An 18051-nucleotide genomic window follows, 5' to 3' on the forward strand; every position below is an offset into this window, starting at 1 on the left:
AGGTAAGGTTCGGTTTCCCGGTCTTAGAGCTTGGCGATCGCCCTGGATTTAAATGGGGGAGTAACGGACGTTTAATGCTCACTGGCTGGTGGTGATACCCCGTTCTCGCAGTTGGCGGATGAAATAATCTTCCAGGGAAGGGCGGGCCAGGTTCATGCTGATCAAACGGGCATTAAGACTGGGTAACGCATCCACTAGAGCTTGGACATCCCCTTGGTAATGGCCGTGCCAAACATCCTGTTCCTGACTTAAATTGGCTAGATATTTACCCAACGCCTCTTCTTCTCCTCCCTTGAGCACCACTTCATAGCCTTCGTCATTACCTAACACTTCCGCCAAAGAACCACTGCACAGCAATTCCCCCCGCGCCAAAATGGCAATGCGGTCACAAATTTGTTCCACGTCCGCCAAAATGTGGGAGTTGAAAAAGATGGTTTTGCCCTGTTCCTTGAGGGAAAGAATAATTTCCCGCACTTGGTAGCGCCCCAGGGGGTCCAAACCGGACATGGGTTCATCGAGGAAAACGACTTCAGGATCGTTAATCAATGCCTGGGCCATGCCCACCCGTTGCAACATACCTTTGGAATATTGTCGCAATTGCTTCTTTTTGGCGGTTTTTTGGGCTAACCCCACCAGGTCACACATGGCCAGAATGCGCCGTTGTCGTTCCTGTTTCCCAATTTGAAACAGACTGCCGATGTAATCCAAAAATTCCCAAGCGGTTAAAAAGTCATAAAAGTAGGCATTTTCCGGTAGGTAGCCCACCCGTTGTTTAGTCTGGCGATCGCCGATGGGTTTGCCTAGTAGAGTACCCCGGCCACCGCTGGCACGAATTACCCCCAAAAGAATTTTTAACAGGGTAGTTTTACCTGCTCCATTAGGACCCAGTAAACCAAAGGTTTCCCCTTGCTGTACGGCAATGGACAAAGGTTTAAGGGACTCCACCTTCTGATTCATCCAAAAGCCGGTGCGGTAGATTTTGCTAATTTCCCAAGTTTCCACCACATTGGCCTGAATCGGTGGCTTTTCCTCAGCGGCGATCGGAGTTGACACAACCATTGCTCTTTTTCCTCCCTGAAAAAATCCTGCTCCCAAGAGCGAGTCACTAAATATACTAAATATTAAGTAACATCGAAAACGCATTGATCGGTTTCGATCATGGTGGGAAAAGTCTTAAAAATGACTGTGCAGGATTTGACATACTGCTGAGCCCATTGTTGAGCCAACTCAATTTGCTTTGGGGTCAACTGTTCCTGCTTGGCCCCTTGATAGTTAAGTTTAACGATCTTTTTATCCACCTCAAACTGGGCAAACCATTCTTGTTTGGGCCGGGCCGATTGTAGATAACGGCTAGCCATGGTACTGCCCAAATAATGATTACCCAAATTACCTAAATATTCAAAAGTCAACAACAGGTCTTCCACCGTCAAGCTAGTGGGTAGGGGCGCTGGGGATTGAGTCTGAGCTTCAGTTTGAGGATCAGGAGTAGCGCTCCCTGTTTCTTTAATCAGACCAAAGTTTTCCGGTCTAAAGCCAGCATCAAACTGGGTTTGTTGATTGTATTTTGCCTTGCTTAACTTTGCTCCGGTTAAGTCTGCCCCCGTCAGCAAGGCTCCATGCAAACAGGCATCTTCAAGATTAGCCCTGGTTAACAAAGCTCCGGCACAAAGGGCATTGTTTAAATGAGCTCCCTGGAGGTTGACTTTAAGCAAAAAAGTTTTTATTAGAGATGCTTGCCTTAGGTCCGCCTTAGCTAAATTCGCCCCCGACAGATCTGCATTGTTAAAATAGCATCCCTGTAATTTACAGCCTTGCAAATCCGTTCCTCGCAGGTTAGCTTCACTGAAGTCCGATCCGCTAAAATCCGCCCCTGCTAGGGTGAAGCCATGGAGGTCAATGTGCCGTAGGGCTAAGTTGGGAAAATTGCGTTCCCCTACCTGGTACTGACGAAGAATTGCCTGGGCTTGATTATTGTCTACCATCGAAAATTTTTCCGCTGCCGAGACTGCCGGTCAATTAAGATTAACCCTATCTAGTGCAAACCATAGCATTGAGTGGGTAACTTGTTGTCAACCCTTCATTGTACCTTGCAAATATGGAGCAGGGGTTAGCTTCCATACTCCAGCTAAGTCCCTCCAAAGTATTGGTATTTGGAGGATTTGGAACTTTCCCTTTGAGCATCAAAAAGAAGGGTGCGACCAAAATTTTTTTCTAGGAGGCCAACTATGGGCATATCAAAACTTTCTAAATTTTCTGCATCCGTGCTCTTGTCCGGTGCGATACTCACCACCTTGCCCCCCTCTCCCCTCTGGGCTAACGAAATGCAACAATTGCTCACTGTCACCGGCCAAGCTTCGGAGTCTGTCCCCACCACCCTAACGGAGGCTCAGCTAACAGTGGAAGTCCAAGCCGATACCGCTGACCAGGTGCAAACGGCGATCGCCGAACGGAGTAACCGTCTGGTGGCCTATCTACGCAGTCAAAGGGTGGATAAATTACAAACCCAAGGACTCCAACTCCAACCCAATTATGTTTACAGCAATAACGAAAGAAGACTGGAAGGTTACATCGGCAGTAACACCGTCAGTTTTCAGTACCCAAGCGACCAAGTGGGAAAAATCCTTGATGAAGCTGTGCGGGCCGGGGCCAGTCGCATCGATGGTATCCGCTTTATTGCCACTCCTGAAACCCTCAAAGCGGCTGAGCAAAAGGCCCTAGTAGCCGCCACCGCCGATGCCCAAGCCCAAGCTCGGGTGGTGTTGTCCAGTTTGAATCTAACGCCTCAAAACATTGTCCGTATTGTCATTAACCCTAGCCCGGACCAACCCATGCCCCTTTTTCGGGGCGCCCTGGCCGCCTCCCCCATGGCAGAGTCTGCTCCCACCCCCATTATTAGCGGTGACCAAACAGTGCAGGCCACAGTAACTTTGGAAATTGCCTATTAACTAATGTCAAATGATAAGCCTTATTTTCCTAGATCTGTTAAGGAGTGGGGCCATTGGGGGGATTGCCATTACCCGGCTGGACCAAATTAGGGGGGTTGCCGGGGTTCCCTTCCGGCTCCCGAATTTCGGGGATGGGCAGCCAGTAGAGCACCAGGGCAAAAACCGCTAAGCCCAAAGCTCCCAAGCTGGCAGGAATGGCCCGTTGCACAAAGGGTTCATCCGATTGTCGGTGGCGGCGGGACAGGGGCTCCAGGGTAAGGGAAAAATCCGGTAAGGTATGCCGATCGCCAATAAACTGATCCACCGCTTCCACTAGGTCAAAAAGTTCCACAGTGCTTAGGTCAACGGCGATCGCCTCGGAGGATTCATCGGCCGGCGGATGCCACACCAAACGGTGCAGGGCCTGATCCGGCAGGGGCATTAACTCGGCCCATTCCCCATTTTCCCCCTTGGTTTCTGCGGGGTGGGGAATCCCACTCAAACAACCCTGGGCGTAACTGTTGACCGCCTTGGCCAAGGCTTCCAGAAAAGCCCTCCCCCCCTCTAAACTTTGATTGGTACTGAGAAACTGACAACGGGCATTGAGAATGATTTGCAAATCCCCGTTGCTAGAACCGGGGTCAGTGCCGCTGGCCATGCCCTCCAGGGTGAGGGTACAGTTGGGTAGGCGATAGGGTCGTTGAATATTCAAGCTACTTCTCCGTCAAACAAGCTGATCCATAAACGTTCCATGCCAATGGTGCCGGTGCAAAACATCAATTGGTTAAGCAAACCCAGGGCAAAATCGTCCATGGCCGGTTCCGAAGCCAACAACACCGATACTTTAGCCCGGCGGGGATTCATCCGGCTACTAAAATGGGAACGGAATTGGTCTAGGTAATCCGACAGTAAAAAATTGGTGCCCACTGGCAACTGTTTGGCTCGCATTTGTCGTTCCGCAATTAGTAATTGCCGCATGGTTACATTTAACGGCTTGGCCTGGTAGTGGGCGATCGCCGTCAGGGCCTTAGCTTGGTCTAGGGTGAGTAGGGTGCGGTTATAGGAACGTCGCCAGGGGTTAGTACAGCGTAACCGCCACAGGGCTAGAGCATGGGGAATGATGGATTGCAAACCTAAACTTTCCGCACTGGCTAACATTTTCGACGCCGAGCCCACATCCAAAGCCTCGATCGCCAGTAATAGCAAATCAAGGCGTTGCTGTAACTGGCTGGCACACCGCTGATTAGACAGGGGAAAATCCGGCAAAGTTTTTAGCACAGCGGCCTGTTCTTCAACAACAACAGCGGCATCAGACATGGGCGAAGTTAACACAGGCTGAGTTGGGCAAAGGAAAATAACAGTAAAAAGGGCGACCAAAGGATCGGAGGAAATGACCTAAACAACGATCTAAACTCTGACACTGCCAACCATGGTATCGCATCGGGTCGGACTCCCATCAAAAACCACGGCTGACCAGGAAAAAGCCAGTCTGCAGACCACCAATAATCAACCCTAGCACTCCCCCCAAGTTGACAATGGCCTGGAGTTCGCTGCGCACAATGGCCTGGACAGCGGTTTCCAGCTCGGCGGCGGGGGTTTCATTAATACGGTTGATAATCACCTGGTCAATGGCCAGGATGGGGATAATTTGCTTAACAATTTTTTCTAGGTCATCCTCCAAATACCGTTCCAAAATTGAGGCCAATTCCTCACTTACCAAGCCCAAGGAGCCGGTTACCGCTGTGGAAGACTGGAGCCGATTGACAATGAGCACCGCCACATTATCCCAATCCACCGAGCTACCAAAATCCTTCAGCAATGGTTCCCCCCGCTCCCGAATATAGGTCCGCACCACTTCCCCTGTGGTCCGCCGTAGTTGTCGCACCGTCGAAACCGGTAAATTTTCCAGGGACAATTGCTGTAGCCAGTCCTTGAGGCGATTCCGAATTTCTAGGGAAAGCAATAATTCCTTCAAGCGTAAATTGGCCGTTTCCTTTTCCTCCAGGCAAAAAGCCCGCAAACGGGTGAGGGAATTACGCACCCCAAATAAATTGGCCACCACCCAATAGGTGCCACTGGTTTTTTCTCGAAAACCCTCATCAATCACCTGGATATTGCGATCGCTCAAAAAGTCCACCAACGCCAAACGAATCGTGTCCGGCGGCAACACTGTGCCCAGTAACCAATCAGCAAACTGACGGGATTGTAATTCCGACAGCCGAAATTCCAGCAAAATTTGGTCAAAAATACGGTTAATCTGGTCCGAGAGAAAATTATCCTGCCGAGCCAGGGCTTTTAATAGGCGGGGTAAAGATTCACTAAATAAATCTCGTAAAATATTGGCGAGAATTTGGGCGGTTTTTTGTTGCTTATCTTCCCGAATTTGCTTTAGGGCCAATTGCAATAACCATCCTAAAGCTCCCTCTACCCGCTCCCGTTGCAGTAGTTTACGGGCCAGCCGTTGTAGCTCCTCCGGGGTCAGCAAAGAACCCATAATGGTGTCGGAAACCCTCTTAGCCAGTCGTTCCTGGTTGCGGGGAATTAATCCAGGAGTAAAGGGGAGTTGATAGGGGCCCAGAAAGAGAGGTTTGTAGGGACGAAAGAGCATTTTGATGGCTAAATCGTTGGTGAAATAGCCAATAATTCCCCCCGCAATGGGTGGTAAAGCTAGGGAGAGGAGTAGGGAGTAATTAATCATCATCAAAGGCAAGGGCATGGAATCCCCGACCCAAACTGAACGGTATGGAAGTTTTGTTTAAGTAATGGTTGCGAAAAGGGAAAGTTAAAAGTTCTCGTCAGTGCCAACAAACAAATTTCCCCTCCTTCCCAAGGTAGTAAATACTGCAATGGCGGATCAAAGATCACTGTCTCAGCTTTAGTAAATGTTCCTGTACCACCGGTGGTAAACGGCGCATAATTTTGCCCTTGGCAGGGTCGATCGCCACTAGGGTAATTTTGCCAGTTACACAGGGTTCCCCGGTTTCCAGACAAACAATTTGATTTTGCCATTCCAGCCGCACTTTCTGAATTTCTTGCATTTGCACTTTAATCACTGCTGTTTGTCCCAAGCGGATGGCTCGGTGGTACCGTAGGGCCAGGCTCACCACAGGTAAATCACAACCCAGCTTGACCAAGTCGGCAAAATCCACTCCAATGGACCGCAAACATTCCACTCGGGCGGTTTCCAGCCAGGTTAGGTAGGTGCCATGCCAAACAACGCCGCCGTAATCAGTGTGGTGGGGTTGTACCCGGACCATAATCTCAAACCACTTTTCGGTCACAGCTTCCAGTTCCTGTTGGTGAACTAGACAATGGTCTCCCTGGGGGCTTGGGGGTAATTGGGGCTTGGGGGAATCACTCACAGTCAATCTAAAGGGGGCATTAAACAACGCTGATCCCCATCATACCGAGTCCGGGGTGGCCTCTGTTATGGGTTCCCTTAGGGGAGCAAAGCCAACGGCATGGTCTGGTAAGTTCCACTTTTGGGCCAGGGCCAACACTTGACCCCTGGCGATCGCCGTTTCAAACACGGAGGAAAAAATGGCGGGGATGGGATGGGTTTTTAACCAATGGTTCAGTACCCTAGGATTCCCCATGATGGCGGCTTTGAGGATGTAAAGCCCGGACCAACCTTTATCGTAGAGTTGGGCGAGTTGAGCTAAGCTGCATACCGCTTCGTCTAGGGCGATGGAGGTAGCAAAATCTTCTTGCAGTCGAAACATCTCGTCAATTTCCCCAGGAGGCAGGGGTTGCTCCAGGTATTGAATTTTGGGCCCAGAATTTTCCCTTTGGCGATCGAGGAGAGTTAACCATTGTTGGGCGATGTCCACACTCAAACCGCCGTTGGCATCGAGGCGAATTTGACAGCCTTCCGGTAACCGTCGCCATAACTGCCCATACAAATCCCTTTCTACAGCAAAATCCCCGACGCCAATTTTCCATTTAAACGTGCTAGCTCCCAACTGGGGATTGGAGGCGAGATAATCCAGGGCGGCCTCCCCTGTAGGCAAAAGTTGACAGTAACTGAGAGAGTTGGGGGAATTTTCAATCACACTGCCGCTCTCTAACTCCCACTCCGCTGAGCCAAAGGCAAACCCACAACAGGGTAGGCGATCGCCAATTTTCTCAATTTGCGCGGGGGTAATCCGACCTTTTAAACTGCGGCAAAAATCCGTGGCGCTGGCTAAATCTTCCGTGCCAAACCAGGGTAGGGGAGCAATTTCTCCTCGGCCCCTGTTACCCCTTTGGTCGGTTAACTCCACAATCAAGCCCCGTCGCCGTTGCCAATGGCCATGGGCTGTTACCACTGGCTTAGGCAGGGGGAAATTGTAGGAATAAAATTTAACGTGATAGGGTTTATCCATGGCCCAGGCTGGGATTAACGGCTACATTAATCTCAAAAAATAAAGAAAAGAGAGGTATTTTTACCTCCCTTAATAAAGTTTCTGACAATGGTTCACTGATTTATCAACTATTGCCGTTAACTAAATTGTCTGCACCGCTAATTACTTTGGCGGAAACAATTTTGTCCCCTTCACTCAACTGTTCCAACGTTTCTTTCCCGTCCACCACATAACCGAAGACCGAATAACGGCCATCCATCAAATTAAACCCCGGTGGAGTTAGCTCGGTATCAAACTTAAAGAAGAAAAATTGGGAAGAACCACCATTGGGTTCCGTTTCCGGCCGAGCCAAGGCGATCGCCCCGTAGGCATTGAAAGGTAAGGCCAATTCCGGTAAGTACATGCCGGCATCTTCCAAGGTCATGCCATAGATGGGGCCCTCTTCTCCCTTGACCAAAATTTCCAGGGGAATGGCCCGGTATTCTTTGGTTTGGGGGTCAATAAAGCCCGCTTCTGGCCCTGGGGGATCCCCCGCTTGAGTCACAAAGAAATCTTCCGAACGGATAAAAGGTAAACCGTCATAGAATTTGCGTTGCACCAAATCCACAAAGTTACCGGCGTTAATGGGGGCGCTGTAGCCATCCACCACAATGGTCAGGGGACCCTTATTGGTGGTCATTTCCACCGTGGCCCGGCCCTTGAGTTGAGGAAGATTAGCAAATTCTTCAGGAATGGCAAAGGGGAAATCCGTCACCATCAGGGCTTCCAAATCCCCGATCGCCGTCAGGGCTGATTTACGGAAGCTAATCACCTGTTCTTTATCCTTAGCCTCTACTGCTTCGGTTAGGGCAGTTAAATCGGTTTTGATACTGCCCAATAAAGTTTCCGCCTCCGGTTGGCGATCGGCCGGTACCCCAGCAAGAATCTTATCTTCCTTCAAGGTGATGGTCAGATTAGCCGCCCGCACATCTTTTTTAATCGCCGGCCAACGCTTAGCCCGGATGTGGTTAGAAATATCTTCCAAGCTGTCCTGCAAGCGCCGCACCTCTGGATTATCGATGGGCAGAGCGTAGCGCAAAATGGCATTGGGATCCGTAATGGCATTGCCCTGGGCCAAAGCACCCAACAGCATCGGCTGGTTCAAAGGCAAGCTCCATCCCGGCATAGCCCATGTCAGAGATAGCATGGTTAGCAACAAGGACAACAAGCTCAATTGCAGGCCCCGTCGGGTAATTATCCCCAGGGGAGTTTTAATAATTTGCATCATAATGATTGTGGTTTGTTCTCCAGCATAGGGGGCAACAGCAAAATTTTCCCACTTCAACGCCCCCATCCCCTAGTAGAATGTTGGGTGAACTTTTGAGTCTTCCTTGGCTTCCATGATATCCAGTAACGATTTTCGCACAGGTACCAGTATTGTGATGGACGGCGCAGTCTGGAAGGTGGTGGAATTCCTCCACGTTAAACCAGGCAAGGGTTCCGCCTTTGTGCGGACCAAGCTCAAAAGTGTTCAAACCGGCAACGTGGTGGAAAAAACTTTCCGGGCGGGGGAAACGGTGCCCCAGGCCAACATCGAAAAATCAGTGATGCAACATACCTATAAAGATGGGGACCAATATGTCTTTATGGATATGGAAACCTTTGAAGAGGTGAGCATTGCCCCCGATACCCTGGGAGACAAGGCCAAATTCATCAAAGAGGAGATGGAAGTCAGCGTTGTCACTTGGGATGGCACCATTCTGGATGTGGAATTGCCTACCAGCGTTGTGCTGGAAATTGTTGAAACTGACCCCGGTGTGAAGGGAGATACGGCCACTGGCGGCACCAAGCCAGCCATTTTGGAAACCGGTGCCCAGGTAATGGTGCCCCTATTCATTGCCCAGGGAGAAAGGATTAAAGTTGATACCAGGGATGGTTCCTACCTAGGACGGGACAATGCCTAAGCTGTGCTTAACTTGATCAATTGGGTAGATGGATTTTAACCCGTAGGCTCATTGGTCAGCTCAAGCTTTACTAATCGTATTTTGTTGTATTGGGGGGTGGGTAATTCGTGGCTATTAACTTTACGGAACTGCGGGAATTGTTGGGGGTAATTTCCCAAAGTAATATCACGGAGTTCAGTCTAAAAAGCGGCGATTTTGAGGTGTCAGTCCGTAAGGATGGTATGGCCGGCGGCATCTCCGTTGTCCCTCAGGCGATCGCCCCCCAGCCTGCCCCGGTGGTTTCTGCCTCAGTTCCCTCCCCCGAAGTTGCGGCCCCATCCCCAGCGGATCAAAAGTGGACGGCGATCGTTTCCCCCATGGTGGGTACTTTTTACCGAGCCCCAGCCCCGGATGAGCCTCCCTTTGTGGAAGTGGGAGATGCAGTCAGCAAAGGCCAGGGAGTGTGCATCATTGAAGCAATGAAGTTAATGAATGAAATTGAAGCGGAAGTGGCGGGGCAAGTGATGGAGATTGTGGTGGAAAATGGGGAGCCGGTGGAATACGGTCAAACCCTAATGTGGATTAAACCCTAGAGGTCCCTTTAAAATGTCCTTTGCCCCGAAGTTTGCAAGGAACTTCGGTAAACCCCCCCCCTATCATTTGAGTTTTAGTGGAGCCATTTAGAATAGAAACCCAAATTTCGCGGCACAGGATCTAAACTCCATTCTGCTTGACCCTGGTTCGAGATACCGTTTGGGTGCTTCCAACTCGGTGGGTTATCATAGAAGGCGATCGCCACAGCGGCCCTGATCTTTTCCAGTTGTGCCGACTTCCCCAACAATGACTAGCGTCCCCATTGCCCGTTCCCCGCGCCCCAGTTATCAGCAAATAAATCAACATCAACCCAGTGATAGTGCCCTGGGGTTAGTCTCCACCAGAAGCTTTCCGGCGATCGTGGGGACAGCAGACATGATGCTGAAATCTTCCCAAGTGACCCTGGTGGGCTACGAAAAAATTGGCAGTGGCTACTGTACCGCAGTGGTACGGGGCAAGGTGGCCGATGTGCGCCTAGCAGTGGAAGAGGGGGCCAGAACAGCAGAACAGTTTGGCCAGTTAGTGTCGAAATTGGTTATTCCCCGGCCCATGCCCAACCTCCAGGCGGTATTCCCCATCGGTAGTCATCTGGTAGAACTTGCTCAACAGCAACGGGGTTACAGTCGTTTGAGCAATCGATCCATTGGCCTATTGGAAACCAGAGGTTTTCCGGCTATGGTGGGGGCCGCCGATGCCATGCTCAAATCCGCCGATGTGCAGCTAGCTTCCTACGAAATTATTGGAGATGGCCTTTGCACCGCCATTGTCCGGGGAACGGTGGCCAATGTGGCCATGGCGATCGAGGTGGGGATGCAGGAAGCAGAACGCATTGGGGAACTCCACGCAGTAATGATCATTCCCCGATTGTTAGAGGATTTGGAACATACCCTGCCAGTAGCCACCTATTGGTTGGACGAAAATGAACCTCTACCGATGTTACTGCCCAATCAAGTCCGGGAAAAACAACGGCAATTGGTGGCCTTACCGGAATTAGAAAAGGCTGTAGTACCCCAACGTCAGGCAAAACCGTTGCCTTTGCAAGAGAAAACAGAAGCTCCCTTAGTTCTAGAAAAAGAGGCGGAAAAGCCCATAGTGGAAGTGCTAGGTCCAGAAATTGATTAGCTAAACGGGGCGTTAGAGGGCTATTGGAAGCCGGCTTAGGTATTTTGGGCATCAAGGAGATTTCCCTGAAGGGCTATGCTGGGCATTCTGCGGACCTCGATGATTTCCTTGCCCAACTTGTGTATGTCATCGTCTTCCGAGTAGATGCATGATGCTTTCTGGGCTAGGGCAACAGCTAAGACCATCATGTCAATTTTCATCTTTTCCCGCTGGATGCCTAATTCTTCCCTCAGCCCCCACTTATTGATATGGATTTTGCCGTATTCAATACTCGCTGGAACGTCAAATGGTACTATTTTGGTCCTTCGAGAAATCTCTTCCATGACTCTTGGGTTGTCTTGAGGATTGCATCCCATCAGTAACTCGGCAAAAACGGGAGCCGGTATAATGATATGGTTGCGGTTGGCTTCCAGCTGATTCATTAGAGCTTCTGCCTTTGGGATGTTTTCTTGACGGTCGGAGGATGATTGCCTTTGAATGCCCCACACGACAATATTTGTATCAAGACAAATAATACTCATTTCAGTGCATTAATCTCCATTTTGGCTTTCGGCAAAGTAGGAGACTGGGTCATCGATGTGGGAGAAAGCATCGCTGATACTCTGTTTAAGATGATTAAAGGTCTCTGTTATTGGGGAGTCTTGGTAGTCCGTGAACTCGATGATTTGAAAAGACTGGATTTCCATGTCATTCATTCTCCATTCGGCGTTCCCCCTGATGCCAACAATCTCATACAATCTTTGCCCAGCTTGACGAACGATCGCCTTTTTAGCATCACAGTAGAGTATTTTACCGGACATCATTTTGATCGCAACTTTGGGTTCACTGCCGCCGACTCGAATGATTTCTCCGTAGAGTGTGGTTTCCCCTTGCATTGTAATAGATGCAGGAATTTCTAATGTTTGATTGATTGAGGTTAGATATTTACGACTCCCATTGACGGCATAAAATTCCGTATTAAATCCTCCTTTCTTAGAGAGTTGACGAATCTTGGCAATGCTTTCAACGGTTTTTGAGGGAAGAATTTCGAGCTTGCGGGTCTCTATGCAATGGGAAACGGCTTCAAAGGCAGGAACCGTGATTTCGGGTAGACTAGGCTCATACTCCAGGATATAGCCATCACCTTTAACGTTTTTCAGACCGACTATGATGTCATTGGTACGGATCTCGGAATGCTTATCATGAACGTAAGTGCTGATTATTTCTTCTGTCGCTGCAATTAATTCGCCAATATCCTTCGACCTGACTTTGCCGGGGGATATCCCTGCTCCAGTCAAGCTTGTTTCAATCGTGGTATCTCCATAGCTTTGGGTCATTGTAGGTTGGCACGGAGTTGATTGCGTGGCCTCTACAGTGAGAATAACAAGTAATCGACTCTGTGGATAGATGGGAGAGGGTCAGCTTATTTGCTTTTTTTGACACTGCGCTATGGGATCATTCTGTCTTCCCTTTCTTACTCCGGAGTTGACGGGGCTTTTTCTTGGTGGTAGTCGCCAGTGCTACCGATTAATTGCCGGTGTGATTGAGTTATGTCCAGAATTGGAATTAATATTAAAGGAAATGAGGCGCTTGGGATGGACTGAAGAACGGGGGAGAGGTTATTTGCAGGAAAATTTTCGCAAGCGTTCTAGATATGAGTTAACAATTGAGGAATGTCAACTGTTTTTATTTTACCCACAAAATTTGCTGTAATTATTTAACCTTGCTAGTGAGTTTTTCCTGAATGATTGTTTGCTTATTGAGCAAATCATTTCGCTAGGCATTGGTAACATCTCTACAACTGCAGTTTTTTGATCGTAGGCGATCGCCAAAGGTACAGGTTAATTGGTTAACAAAAACTTTCTGGTTTTAAATAACAGGAAATACTTTGTAATAAATCATCACAAAAATAGTCAAGATATTAATGGCGTAGTTAAATAAAAGGGGCCACATATTAGCATCAGTTCTTGCCTGCTCATAAAGAACAAACACCAGCGTAAGGACTTCCCCGATAAACCACGATCCTAAAAACAAGGGAGACAAACCGTTAGCATTGCCATTCAGCCAACATTCGTAGGCCTGGGGGATGCCACAAACTGCCAACATGAAAGCGCCGATCCATCCTATGGCCCTGAGATTTTGATTTGCTGGTTCTTGTTGCATCGATGCTTTTTTAACGCTGGTTTAACAATGTGGAACGATTATCTGAATTTATCCAAATCCTATTTGCTCTAAAAGTTAATTAACCTTCCCATTTAGCCATTTTTAACCATTTGTTGACTTTCTCAGACTTTTTGGAGCCATGGGAGATTATTGTCAGTTTTTTGTTTTAGGGTCAATAAATTTCCTCCATTTTCTTGTCCTGGCCTAGGTTAAGCCGTTGGGCATTGGCCACTTCTCCACAACTGCGGGGGGTAGGAAAAAGCTTACCAGGATTAGCTAAGTTATCAGGATTAAAACATTGTCTGACCCATTGCATTGTTTCTAAATCTACTTCGTTGAACATATTGGGCATAAAGCAATTTTTATCAATGCCAATGCCGTGTTCTCCGGATAAACTTCCCCCCAATTCCACACAGCGTTTAAGGATTTCTCCCCCCAATTCTTCCACTTTTTCCCAGGCTCCTGGTACTTTTTGATCATACAAAATTAGGGGATGTAAATTACCGTCTCCGGCATGGAAAACATTGGCAATGGCAAAGCCATATTTCTTACTTAAATCATTAATGTCGCTTAAAATCTGTACCAATTGAGTCCGGGGTACCACACCATCTTGGACAAAGTAACTGGGGCTTAGTTTACCCGCCGCCGCAAAGGCCGCTTTTCTTCCTTTCCACATTTTTAGGCGGGTTTCTTGGTCGTAGGCGATCGCCGTGTTGCGGGCTCCATTGTTGCGGCAAATTTCTTCTACTTTGGCTTGGTTTAATTCCACTTCGATGGGCAGACCGTCCAGTTCCACTAACAAAATGGCCGCCGCATCCCTGGGGTAACAATTGGTGGCCACCACGTCTTCCACCGCATTGATGCTGAAATTGTCCATAATTTCCATGCCCGCTGGGACGATGCCCGCCGCAATGATATCGGCCACGGATTGGGCGGTGGCTTCGAGAGAAAGAAAATCCGCCAATACGACACAGATAGATTCTGGGGTTTTGAGAATTTTTAGGGTGATTTCTGTGGCGATGCCTAGGGTTCCTTCGGAACCAACAAATAAACCGGTTAAATCGTAGCCCGGCGTTTCGGGGACTTGCCCCCCTACTTCCACAATGGAGCCATCGGGAATAACCAGTTTCAAGCCCAGCACATGGTTGGTGGTGGTGCCATATTTCAAACAATGAACTCCACCGGAATTTTCCGCAATATTACCGCCAATGGAGCAGACAATCTGACTGGAAGGATCAGGGGCATAGTAAAAGCCAGCCCCACTAACGGTTTGGGTAACCCAGTTATTCACCACCCCCGGCTGGACAACAATGGTCTGGTTGTCGTAATCTACTGCCAAAATTTGCCGCATGCGAGTGGTGACAATCAATAGGCTATCGGCCCCCGGCAAGGCTCCCCCCGATAACCCTGTGCCAGCCCCCCTGGCAATCCAAGGAATTTGGCGATCGTGACAAAGTTTCACTATTGTGGCTACCTGTTCCGTTGTGCGGGGCAAAACCACCAGGGCCGGCCGTTGTCGATAACCCGTTAAACCGTCGCATTCGTAGGTGAATAGCTCGTCTTTGCGTTTAATTACTCCATCCTGGCCAACAATTTTTTCGAGCTGGGGAATAATATCGGTAACGGCGTTGACGGGGGAGAAAATGGCCATGGTGGGGAAGGGAAAAGTACCTATGCCAAATTCTAGTGGATTTTGCGGTGGACAGCAGCGTCAGTAGTACAATAGGGAAACTAGCTAGCGAAATTACGATTATTTTCAGCTATCCATTTGTTCGGCCCAAACCCTCGTCAAATTTTCCCAAATATGAGCGAAGATTCCCCCAAACCAGAAAAAAAAGAACCTGTTCCTCCTACGCCCCTACGATGTTTGGTCGGTTCCGGCATTTCCGCGACCTTAGCTTGGGGTTTATATCTTTTGACTTCGGCGATCGCCGTTAGTTTTGCCAGTAAGCCGGTGTTGTCTGATAAGCCCATTGTCCAGCGCATTGCTTCGGCGGTGAGAACTTTGGTGCTGGGATTAGCTTCCATGGGCACCTTTATTTTTGCCTTTGTGGCGATCGGCTTAATTTTGTTGATGGTTCAGTTAATTCTGCAAAAACAACCCGACCGTAATAATGGGGAAAGTTAGCTGGGGGAGTTTAGTTTTTCCAATCAACTTTAACGAAAAATCACCGTAAGAGCGTGCTTGAAAAGCCCCCAGCTCTAGCCATGGGGAGCATGTAAACCATGCAATTTGTAAAGTTGTGGAGCTAATTTCCCTCGTTATCTCTTCCATTTTAAACAATTGATGGCCTAATTTAAATAAAGGATGCCCACGGCTAAGCCAATAATCATAGTAATAGCTATTAAAACTGAACTAAAAATCATAAAATTTCTGTCGAACTTGATAAACTGAGATACGAGTTTGTTTAATTTTGGATCATCGAATGAATCCATACTGTTGGAAAGTTTAATCAATGGTTTTAGGCGTTTATATCCCTTTGAATAGGCCATATTGCCAACGTCTGGTTTCTGACGTATTTCCTCATAAATGTCCGGGTAATATTTTTTAATATATTCCATCAATTGATTATATTCTTGCAAATATTTGTAATTTAAAATGCAGACAGTAGCAGAAAAGACTAAAAGATAAAAAGCTATTGCCACTGGCACCGTAAGTTGTCCAATCTGAACTTTTCGACTGAAAATGGTAGTTATCTGATTAAAAGATGACATTTAATTCCGACCTCCAATGAGTGATTGTAAGCAGATGATTATTCTGAGTTAAGTGTATATCTTAATAACAAACATTGGGTTGCTAATGTAATTTGAACAGAAACTAAAGAAATCATCATTTTCTTAATTTAAATTCACTATTTTACCATTGCCATTGGTCGGCACGGGAGTGTATAAATGGCACTACCATATTGTTGAAAAACTAGACAAGCTCAGAGAACTGTATCTGTTTTTATGGCTGAGTTTGTCAGGATATGGACAAAGTTAGCCTAGTCTTTTGCCACGGCCATTTCTTATTGGGATAAAAGCGATGAGTTATCTGAACCTAGACACATTCATGACATTGGTTTTACCTAAACTCTTACGCATGACCCTGGTTAGTTTTGTAATTGCCAGTGTTGTGGGGTCAGTGGTGGGCTGGATCGCTACTCTAATTTGGCGGGGAAAAAATTTATCGGATTTATCAGATTCTCCCAACCCCAGGGGATGGTTAATCAAACCGGCCATATTTGGCTCCTTCATTGGTATGGTACTCATCGGCCTATTACCCATCGAAGCGAATCCAGCTTCCCTTGTTGGTGGCCCCTATTCGGGGCTGTGGTTTTTGATGATGTTTGTGTTTTTAGCTCCCCTCGGTTCCATTGCTGGGGCCGTTATCGGTGCAACCCTGGGAACTAAGCAGTTTTCTCAAATTAAGCGGGAAAAGTTAATTGGCATTGTTTTACTGTTAACCTACTTTTTTGCCACTGTTGTCCTTTATGTTGGCCTGGCTCCCCCGGCATTGGTCATGGAAAAACCGACCGGAAATGATCCTTTTCCGGTGGTAGGTGAACTGAAGGGTTATGAAAGTGGGCCTAAAGACCTTGCCCTCAGTGATAACGGTCAACAACTGGCGGTGGTAACGGTGCGATATGGGGAAGACAAGGTTGAAATTTGGGATTTGCCCCGCAAAAAGGTTTTATATTCCTTTAAGACCAAGCCCAATAGCTCAGTAACCCTAAAAGATATTCTTTCATCTCTAGAATTTAGCAAGGATGGCCAACAGTTAATCACTGCGGCTGTTCAGCAAGTGCAGGTGCGGGATTTAACCAACGGTGCAGTGCAAATGCGCTTAGAAGGAGGAGAATTAGCCTATCCGATCGCCGATAATAAGCTGGTAACGTTGGCGTCGGTGGATGCCTGGGCAAATGAGCCAGAACCCCATAACATCAAGGTTTGGGACTTAGACACCGGGAAATTATTGCAAACCATTAATGCCGATCTGGCCCCCACGGAACGATTCAGTGTGCCCATTGCAATTAGTCCTGATGGTCGTTTAGTGGCTTTTCCCCCCGGACTTTATAGCGATCGCATTGAAATTTGGGATATAGGCAACCAGAAACAAGTTACAGCCCTAACCAGTAACCAGCCAGCGGGGGTTTTGTCCCTGGCATTTTCCCCGGATGGAGAACAATTGGCCGTTGCTCTGGGTCAAGGTGCCCCCCTTTCCGTTTGGGATTGGCGATCGCCAAAGCAAGTCAAGACCATTGCCAAGGCTGACCGGGCTGAAGTTTTGTATTGGACGGAACAGGGAATTTTTGTGGGTAGCGATGGTGCTTTCCAGGTGTGGGATCCACAAACGGGAGAGGCTCGGCAAAAGCTGGATTTACAACCAACAGAGGAAAGGGCAAAGAGTGATCTCCGATTTCCCCTTGGCCCCTCGGCTCTGAGCGCTGACCGTACAACTCTGGCGGTTTATATTCCTCAACAAGGTATCCGGGTCTGGCGGGTTGAGGTGGCCCCAAAAAAGCGGACAGGGGAGAAAGCTCTAAACTAAAAACCGCAACCGAGGAAAGTTTATGAGCCAAAAGAAAAGACAGTATAGCGCCGAATTCAATGCCACTTTGGCCTTGCAAGCAGTACAGCAAAGAGCGAGATAGTTAGGACAATTTTCTCAACGCTACATCAAATCCAGAAATCAGCGATTCTCCATTACTAACAAGTTGGGAAACATAACGTTTTAGTTTCGCCCAGAACTTCTCAATTTTGTTCAAGTCCGGTGAATATGACGGTAAAAATATAACCTCACCCCCAGCTTTTGCTATATCACGCATAATCCCGATTAAAACCCCCACAGGACTTACGCAAGATAGATGAGGTTAAGGTGGTAGGATGACTTTTTTCACTCGTTTAGATTACTGTCAGTATTTACTGAGCAGTCCAACTAACTACACCCTAACAAACCTTGCCAAGCATCTCGATGGCGTGAGCCATGACCGAATTAAACGTTACCTACAGGGAGTAAAACTG

The 18051-nt window shown here is 48.1% G+C and carries 21 protein-coding genes and 1 pseudogene; 8 read left to right on the plus strand and 14 right to left on the minus strand.

Going from position 1 to position 18051, the window contains the following annotated elements:
- Positions 1–78: 78 nt before the first annotated feature.
- Positions 79–1143 carry an ABC transporter ATP-binding protein gene (locus C7I86_RS11920; protein ID WP_010873467.1) on the minus strand — a complete coding sequence of 355 codons (1065 nt, stop codon included), beginning with the start codon at positions 1141–1143 and terminating at the stop codon, positions 79–81.
- On the minus strand, positions 1122–1982 hold the full coding sequence (locus C7I86_RS11925) for a pentapeptide repeat-containing protein (protein ID WP_010873468.1): 861 nt from the start codon (positions 1980–1982) through the stop codon (positions 1122–1124). The genes C7I86_RS11920 and C7I86_RS11925 overlap by 22 nt, the downstream gene beginning before the upstream one ends.
- 279 nt (positions 1983–2261) lie before the next feature.
- Between C7I86_RS11925 and C7I86_RS11930 the strand changes: the two genes are divergently transcribed.
- A complete protein-coding gene (locus C7I86_RS11930; RefSeq protein WP_223211282.1) occupies positions 2262–2945 on the plus strand; it encodes an SIMPL domain-containing protein in 684 nt (227 codons plus the stop codon).
- 37 nt (positions 2946–2982) lie between these two features.
- Here C7I86_RS11930 and C7I86_RS11935 read toward each other — a convergent pair whose 3' ends face one another.
- The 6 genes from C7I86_RS11935 to C7I86_RS11960 all read right to left on the minus strand — a co-directional run bounded on the left by C7I86_RS11935 (position 2983) and on the right by C7I86_RS11960 (position 8600).
- Positions 2983–3636 (minus strand): DUF4335 domain-containing protein, encoded by a 654-nt coding sequence (locus C7I86_RS11935; protein ID WP_020862157.1) that lies wholly within the window; start codon positions 3634–3636, stop codon positions 2983–2985.
- A complete protein-coding gene (locus tag C7I86_RS11940; protein ID WP_020862156.1) occupies positions 3633–4241 on the minus strand; it encodes a DUF3038 domain-containing protein in 609 nt (202 codons plus the stop codon). The genes C7I86_RS11935 and C7I86_RS11940 overlap by 4 nt, the downstream gene beginning before the upstream one ends.
- A 139-nt stretch (positions 4242–4380) precedes the next feature.
- The gene (locus C7I86_RS11945; protein WP_010873473.1) at positions 4381–5640 is read right to left on the minus strand and encodes a DUF445 domain-containing protein; all 1260 of its coding nucleotides are present in this window, start codon (positions 5638–5640) and stop codon (positions 4381–4383) included.
- 145 nt (positions 5641–5785) lie between these two features.
- A complete protein-coding gene (locus tag C7I86_RS11950) occupies positions 5786–6286 on the minus strand; it encodes a thioesterase family protein (protein ID WP_010873474.1) in 501 nt (166 codons plus the stop codon).
- Positions 6287–6325: 39 nt separating this feature from the next.
- A complete protein-coding gene (gene menC, locus C7I86_RS11955; RefSeq protein WP_010873475.1) occupies positions 6326–7288 on the minus strand; it encodes an o-succinylbenzoate synthase in 963 nt (320 codons plus the stop codon).
- 103 nt (positions 7289–7391) lie between these two features.
- Positions 7392–8600, minus strand: coding sequence for a peptidylprolyl isomerase (locus C7I86_RS11960; RefSeq protein WP_010873476.1), 1209 nt, complete (start codon positions 8598–8600; stop codon positions 7392–7394).
- A gap of 46 nt (positions 8601–8646) precedes the next feature.
- Between C7I86_RS11960 and efp the strand changes: the two genes are divergently transcribed.
- The 3 genes from efp (at position 8647) to C7I86_RS11975 (ending at position 10905) form a co-directional block, all read left to right on the plus strand.
- Positions 8647–9210, plus strand: a complete 564-nt coding sequence (gene efp, locus C7I86_RS11965) for an elongation factor P (protein WP_010873477.1) — start codon at positions 8647–8649, stop codon at positions 9208–9210.
- A 107-nt stretch (positions 9211–9317) separates the two neighbouring features.
- Positions 9318–9782, plus strand: a complete 465-nt coding sequence (gene accB, locus C7I86_RS11970; RefSeq protein WP_010873478.1) for an acetyl-CoA carboxylase biotin carboxyl carrier protein — start codon at positions 9318–9320, stop codon at positions 9780–9782.
- A gap of 229 nt (positions 9783–10011) precedes the next feature.
- Positions 10012–10905, plus strand: a complete 894-nt coding sequence (locus C7I86_RS11975; protein ID WP_010873479.1) for a BMC domain-containing protein — start codon at positions 10012–10014, stop codon at positions 10903–10905.
- 35 nt (positions 10906–10940) lie between these two features.
- Here the strand turns inward: C7I86_RS11975 and C7I86_RS11980 are convergent, their stop codons facing one another.
- Both C7I86_RS11980 and C7I86_RS11985 read right to left on the minus strand, forming a co-directional pair.
- The gene (locus tag C7I86_RS11980) at positions 10941–11426 is read right to left on the minus strand and encodes a PIN domain-containing protein (protein ID WP_010873480.1); all 486 of its coding nucleotides are present in this window, start codon (positions 11424–11426) and stop codon (positions 10941–10943) included.
- A 9-nt stretch (positions 11427–11435) separates the two neighbouring features.
- Positions 11436–12221: a hypothetical protein gene (locus C7I86_RS11985; RefSeq protein WP_010873481.1), complete on the minus strand. Its 786-nt coding sequence runs from the start codon at positions 12219–12221 to the stop codon at positions 11436–11438.
- Positions 12222–12333: 112 nt separating this feature from the next.
- Between C7I86_RS11985 and C7I86_RS11990 the strand changes: the two genes are divergently transcribed.
- The gene (locus C7I86_RS11990) at positions 12334–12597 is read left to right on the plus strand and encodes a hypothetical protein (RefSeq protein ID WP_041425836.1); all 264 of its coding nucleotides are present in this window, start codon (positions 12334–12336) and stop codon (positions 12595–12597) included.
- Between the two features lie 156 nt (positions 12598–12753).
- Here the strand turns inward: C7I86_RS11990 and C7I86_RS11995 are convergent, their stop codons facing one another.
- Both C7I86_RS11995 and glcD read right to left on the minus strand, forming a co-directional pair.
- Positions 12754–13047, minus strand: a complete 294-nt coding sequence (locus C7I86_RS11995) for a PQ-loop repeat-containing protein (protein ID WP_041425837.1) — start codon at positions 13045–13047, stop codon at positions 12754–12756.
- Positions 13048–13219: 172 nt separating this feature from the next.
- On the minus strand, positions 13220–14698 hold the full coding sequence (gene glcD, locus C7I86_RS12000) for a glycolate oxidase subunit GlcD (RefSeq protein ID WP_010873482.1): 1479 nt from the start codon (positions 14696–14698) through the stop codon (positions 13220–13222).
- 153 nt (positions 14699–14851) lie between these two features.
- Here glcD and C7I86_RS12005 point away from each other — a divergent pair, with 153 nt between their 5' ends.
- Positions 14852–15175 carry a DUF3082 domain-containing protein gene (locus tag C7I86_RS12005; protein WP_010873483.1) on the plus strand — a complete coding sequence of 108 codons (324 nt, stop codon included), beginning with the start codon at positions 14852–14854 and terminating at the stop codon, positions 15173–15175.
- Positions 15176–15339: 164 nt separating this feature from the next.
- Here the strand turns inward: C7I86_RS12005 and C7I86_RS12010 are convergent, their stop codons facing one another.
- The gene (locus C7I86_RS12010; protein WP_010873484.1) at positions 15340–15762 is read right to left on the minus strand and encodes a hypothetical protein; all 423 of its coding nucleotides are present in this window, start codon (positions 15760–15762) and stop codon (positions 15340–15342) included.
- Positions 15763–16072: 310 nt separating this feature from the next.
- Here C7I86_RS12010 and C7I86_RS12015 point away from each other — a divergent pair, with 310 nt between their 5' ends.
- The gene (locus C7I86_RS12015) at positions 16073–17578 is read left to right on the plus strand and encodes a WD40 repeat domain-containing protein (protein ID WP_010873485.1); all 1506 of its coding nucleotides are present in this window, start codon (positions 16073–16075) and stop codon (positions 17576–17578) included.
- Positions 17579–17681: 103 nt separating this feature from the next.
- On the opposite strand, the gene C7I86_RS19520 is transcribed toward C7I86_RS12015, so the two are convergent.
- Positions 17682–17855 carry a transposase gene (locus C7I86_RS19520; protein WP_020862148.1) on the minus strand — a complete coding sequence of 58 codons (174 nt, stop codon included), beginning with the start codon at positions 17853–17855 and terminating at the stop codon, positions 17682–17684.
- 58 nt (positions 17856–17913) lie between these two features.
- Here C7I86_RS19520 and C7I86_RS12025 point away from each other — a divergent pair.
- Positions 17914–18036, plus strand: a pseudogene (locus C7I86_RS12025) (transposase); the annotation flags it as partial.
- Positions 18037–18051 lie beyond the last annotated feature (15 nt).

The organism is Synechocystis sp. IPPAS B-1465 (assembly GCF_003015225.1).
GTDB lineage: Bacteria > Cyanobacteriota > Cyanobacteriia > Cyanobacteriales > Microcystaceae > Synechocystis.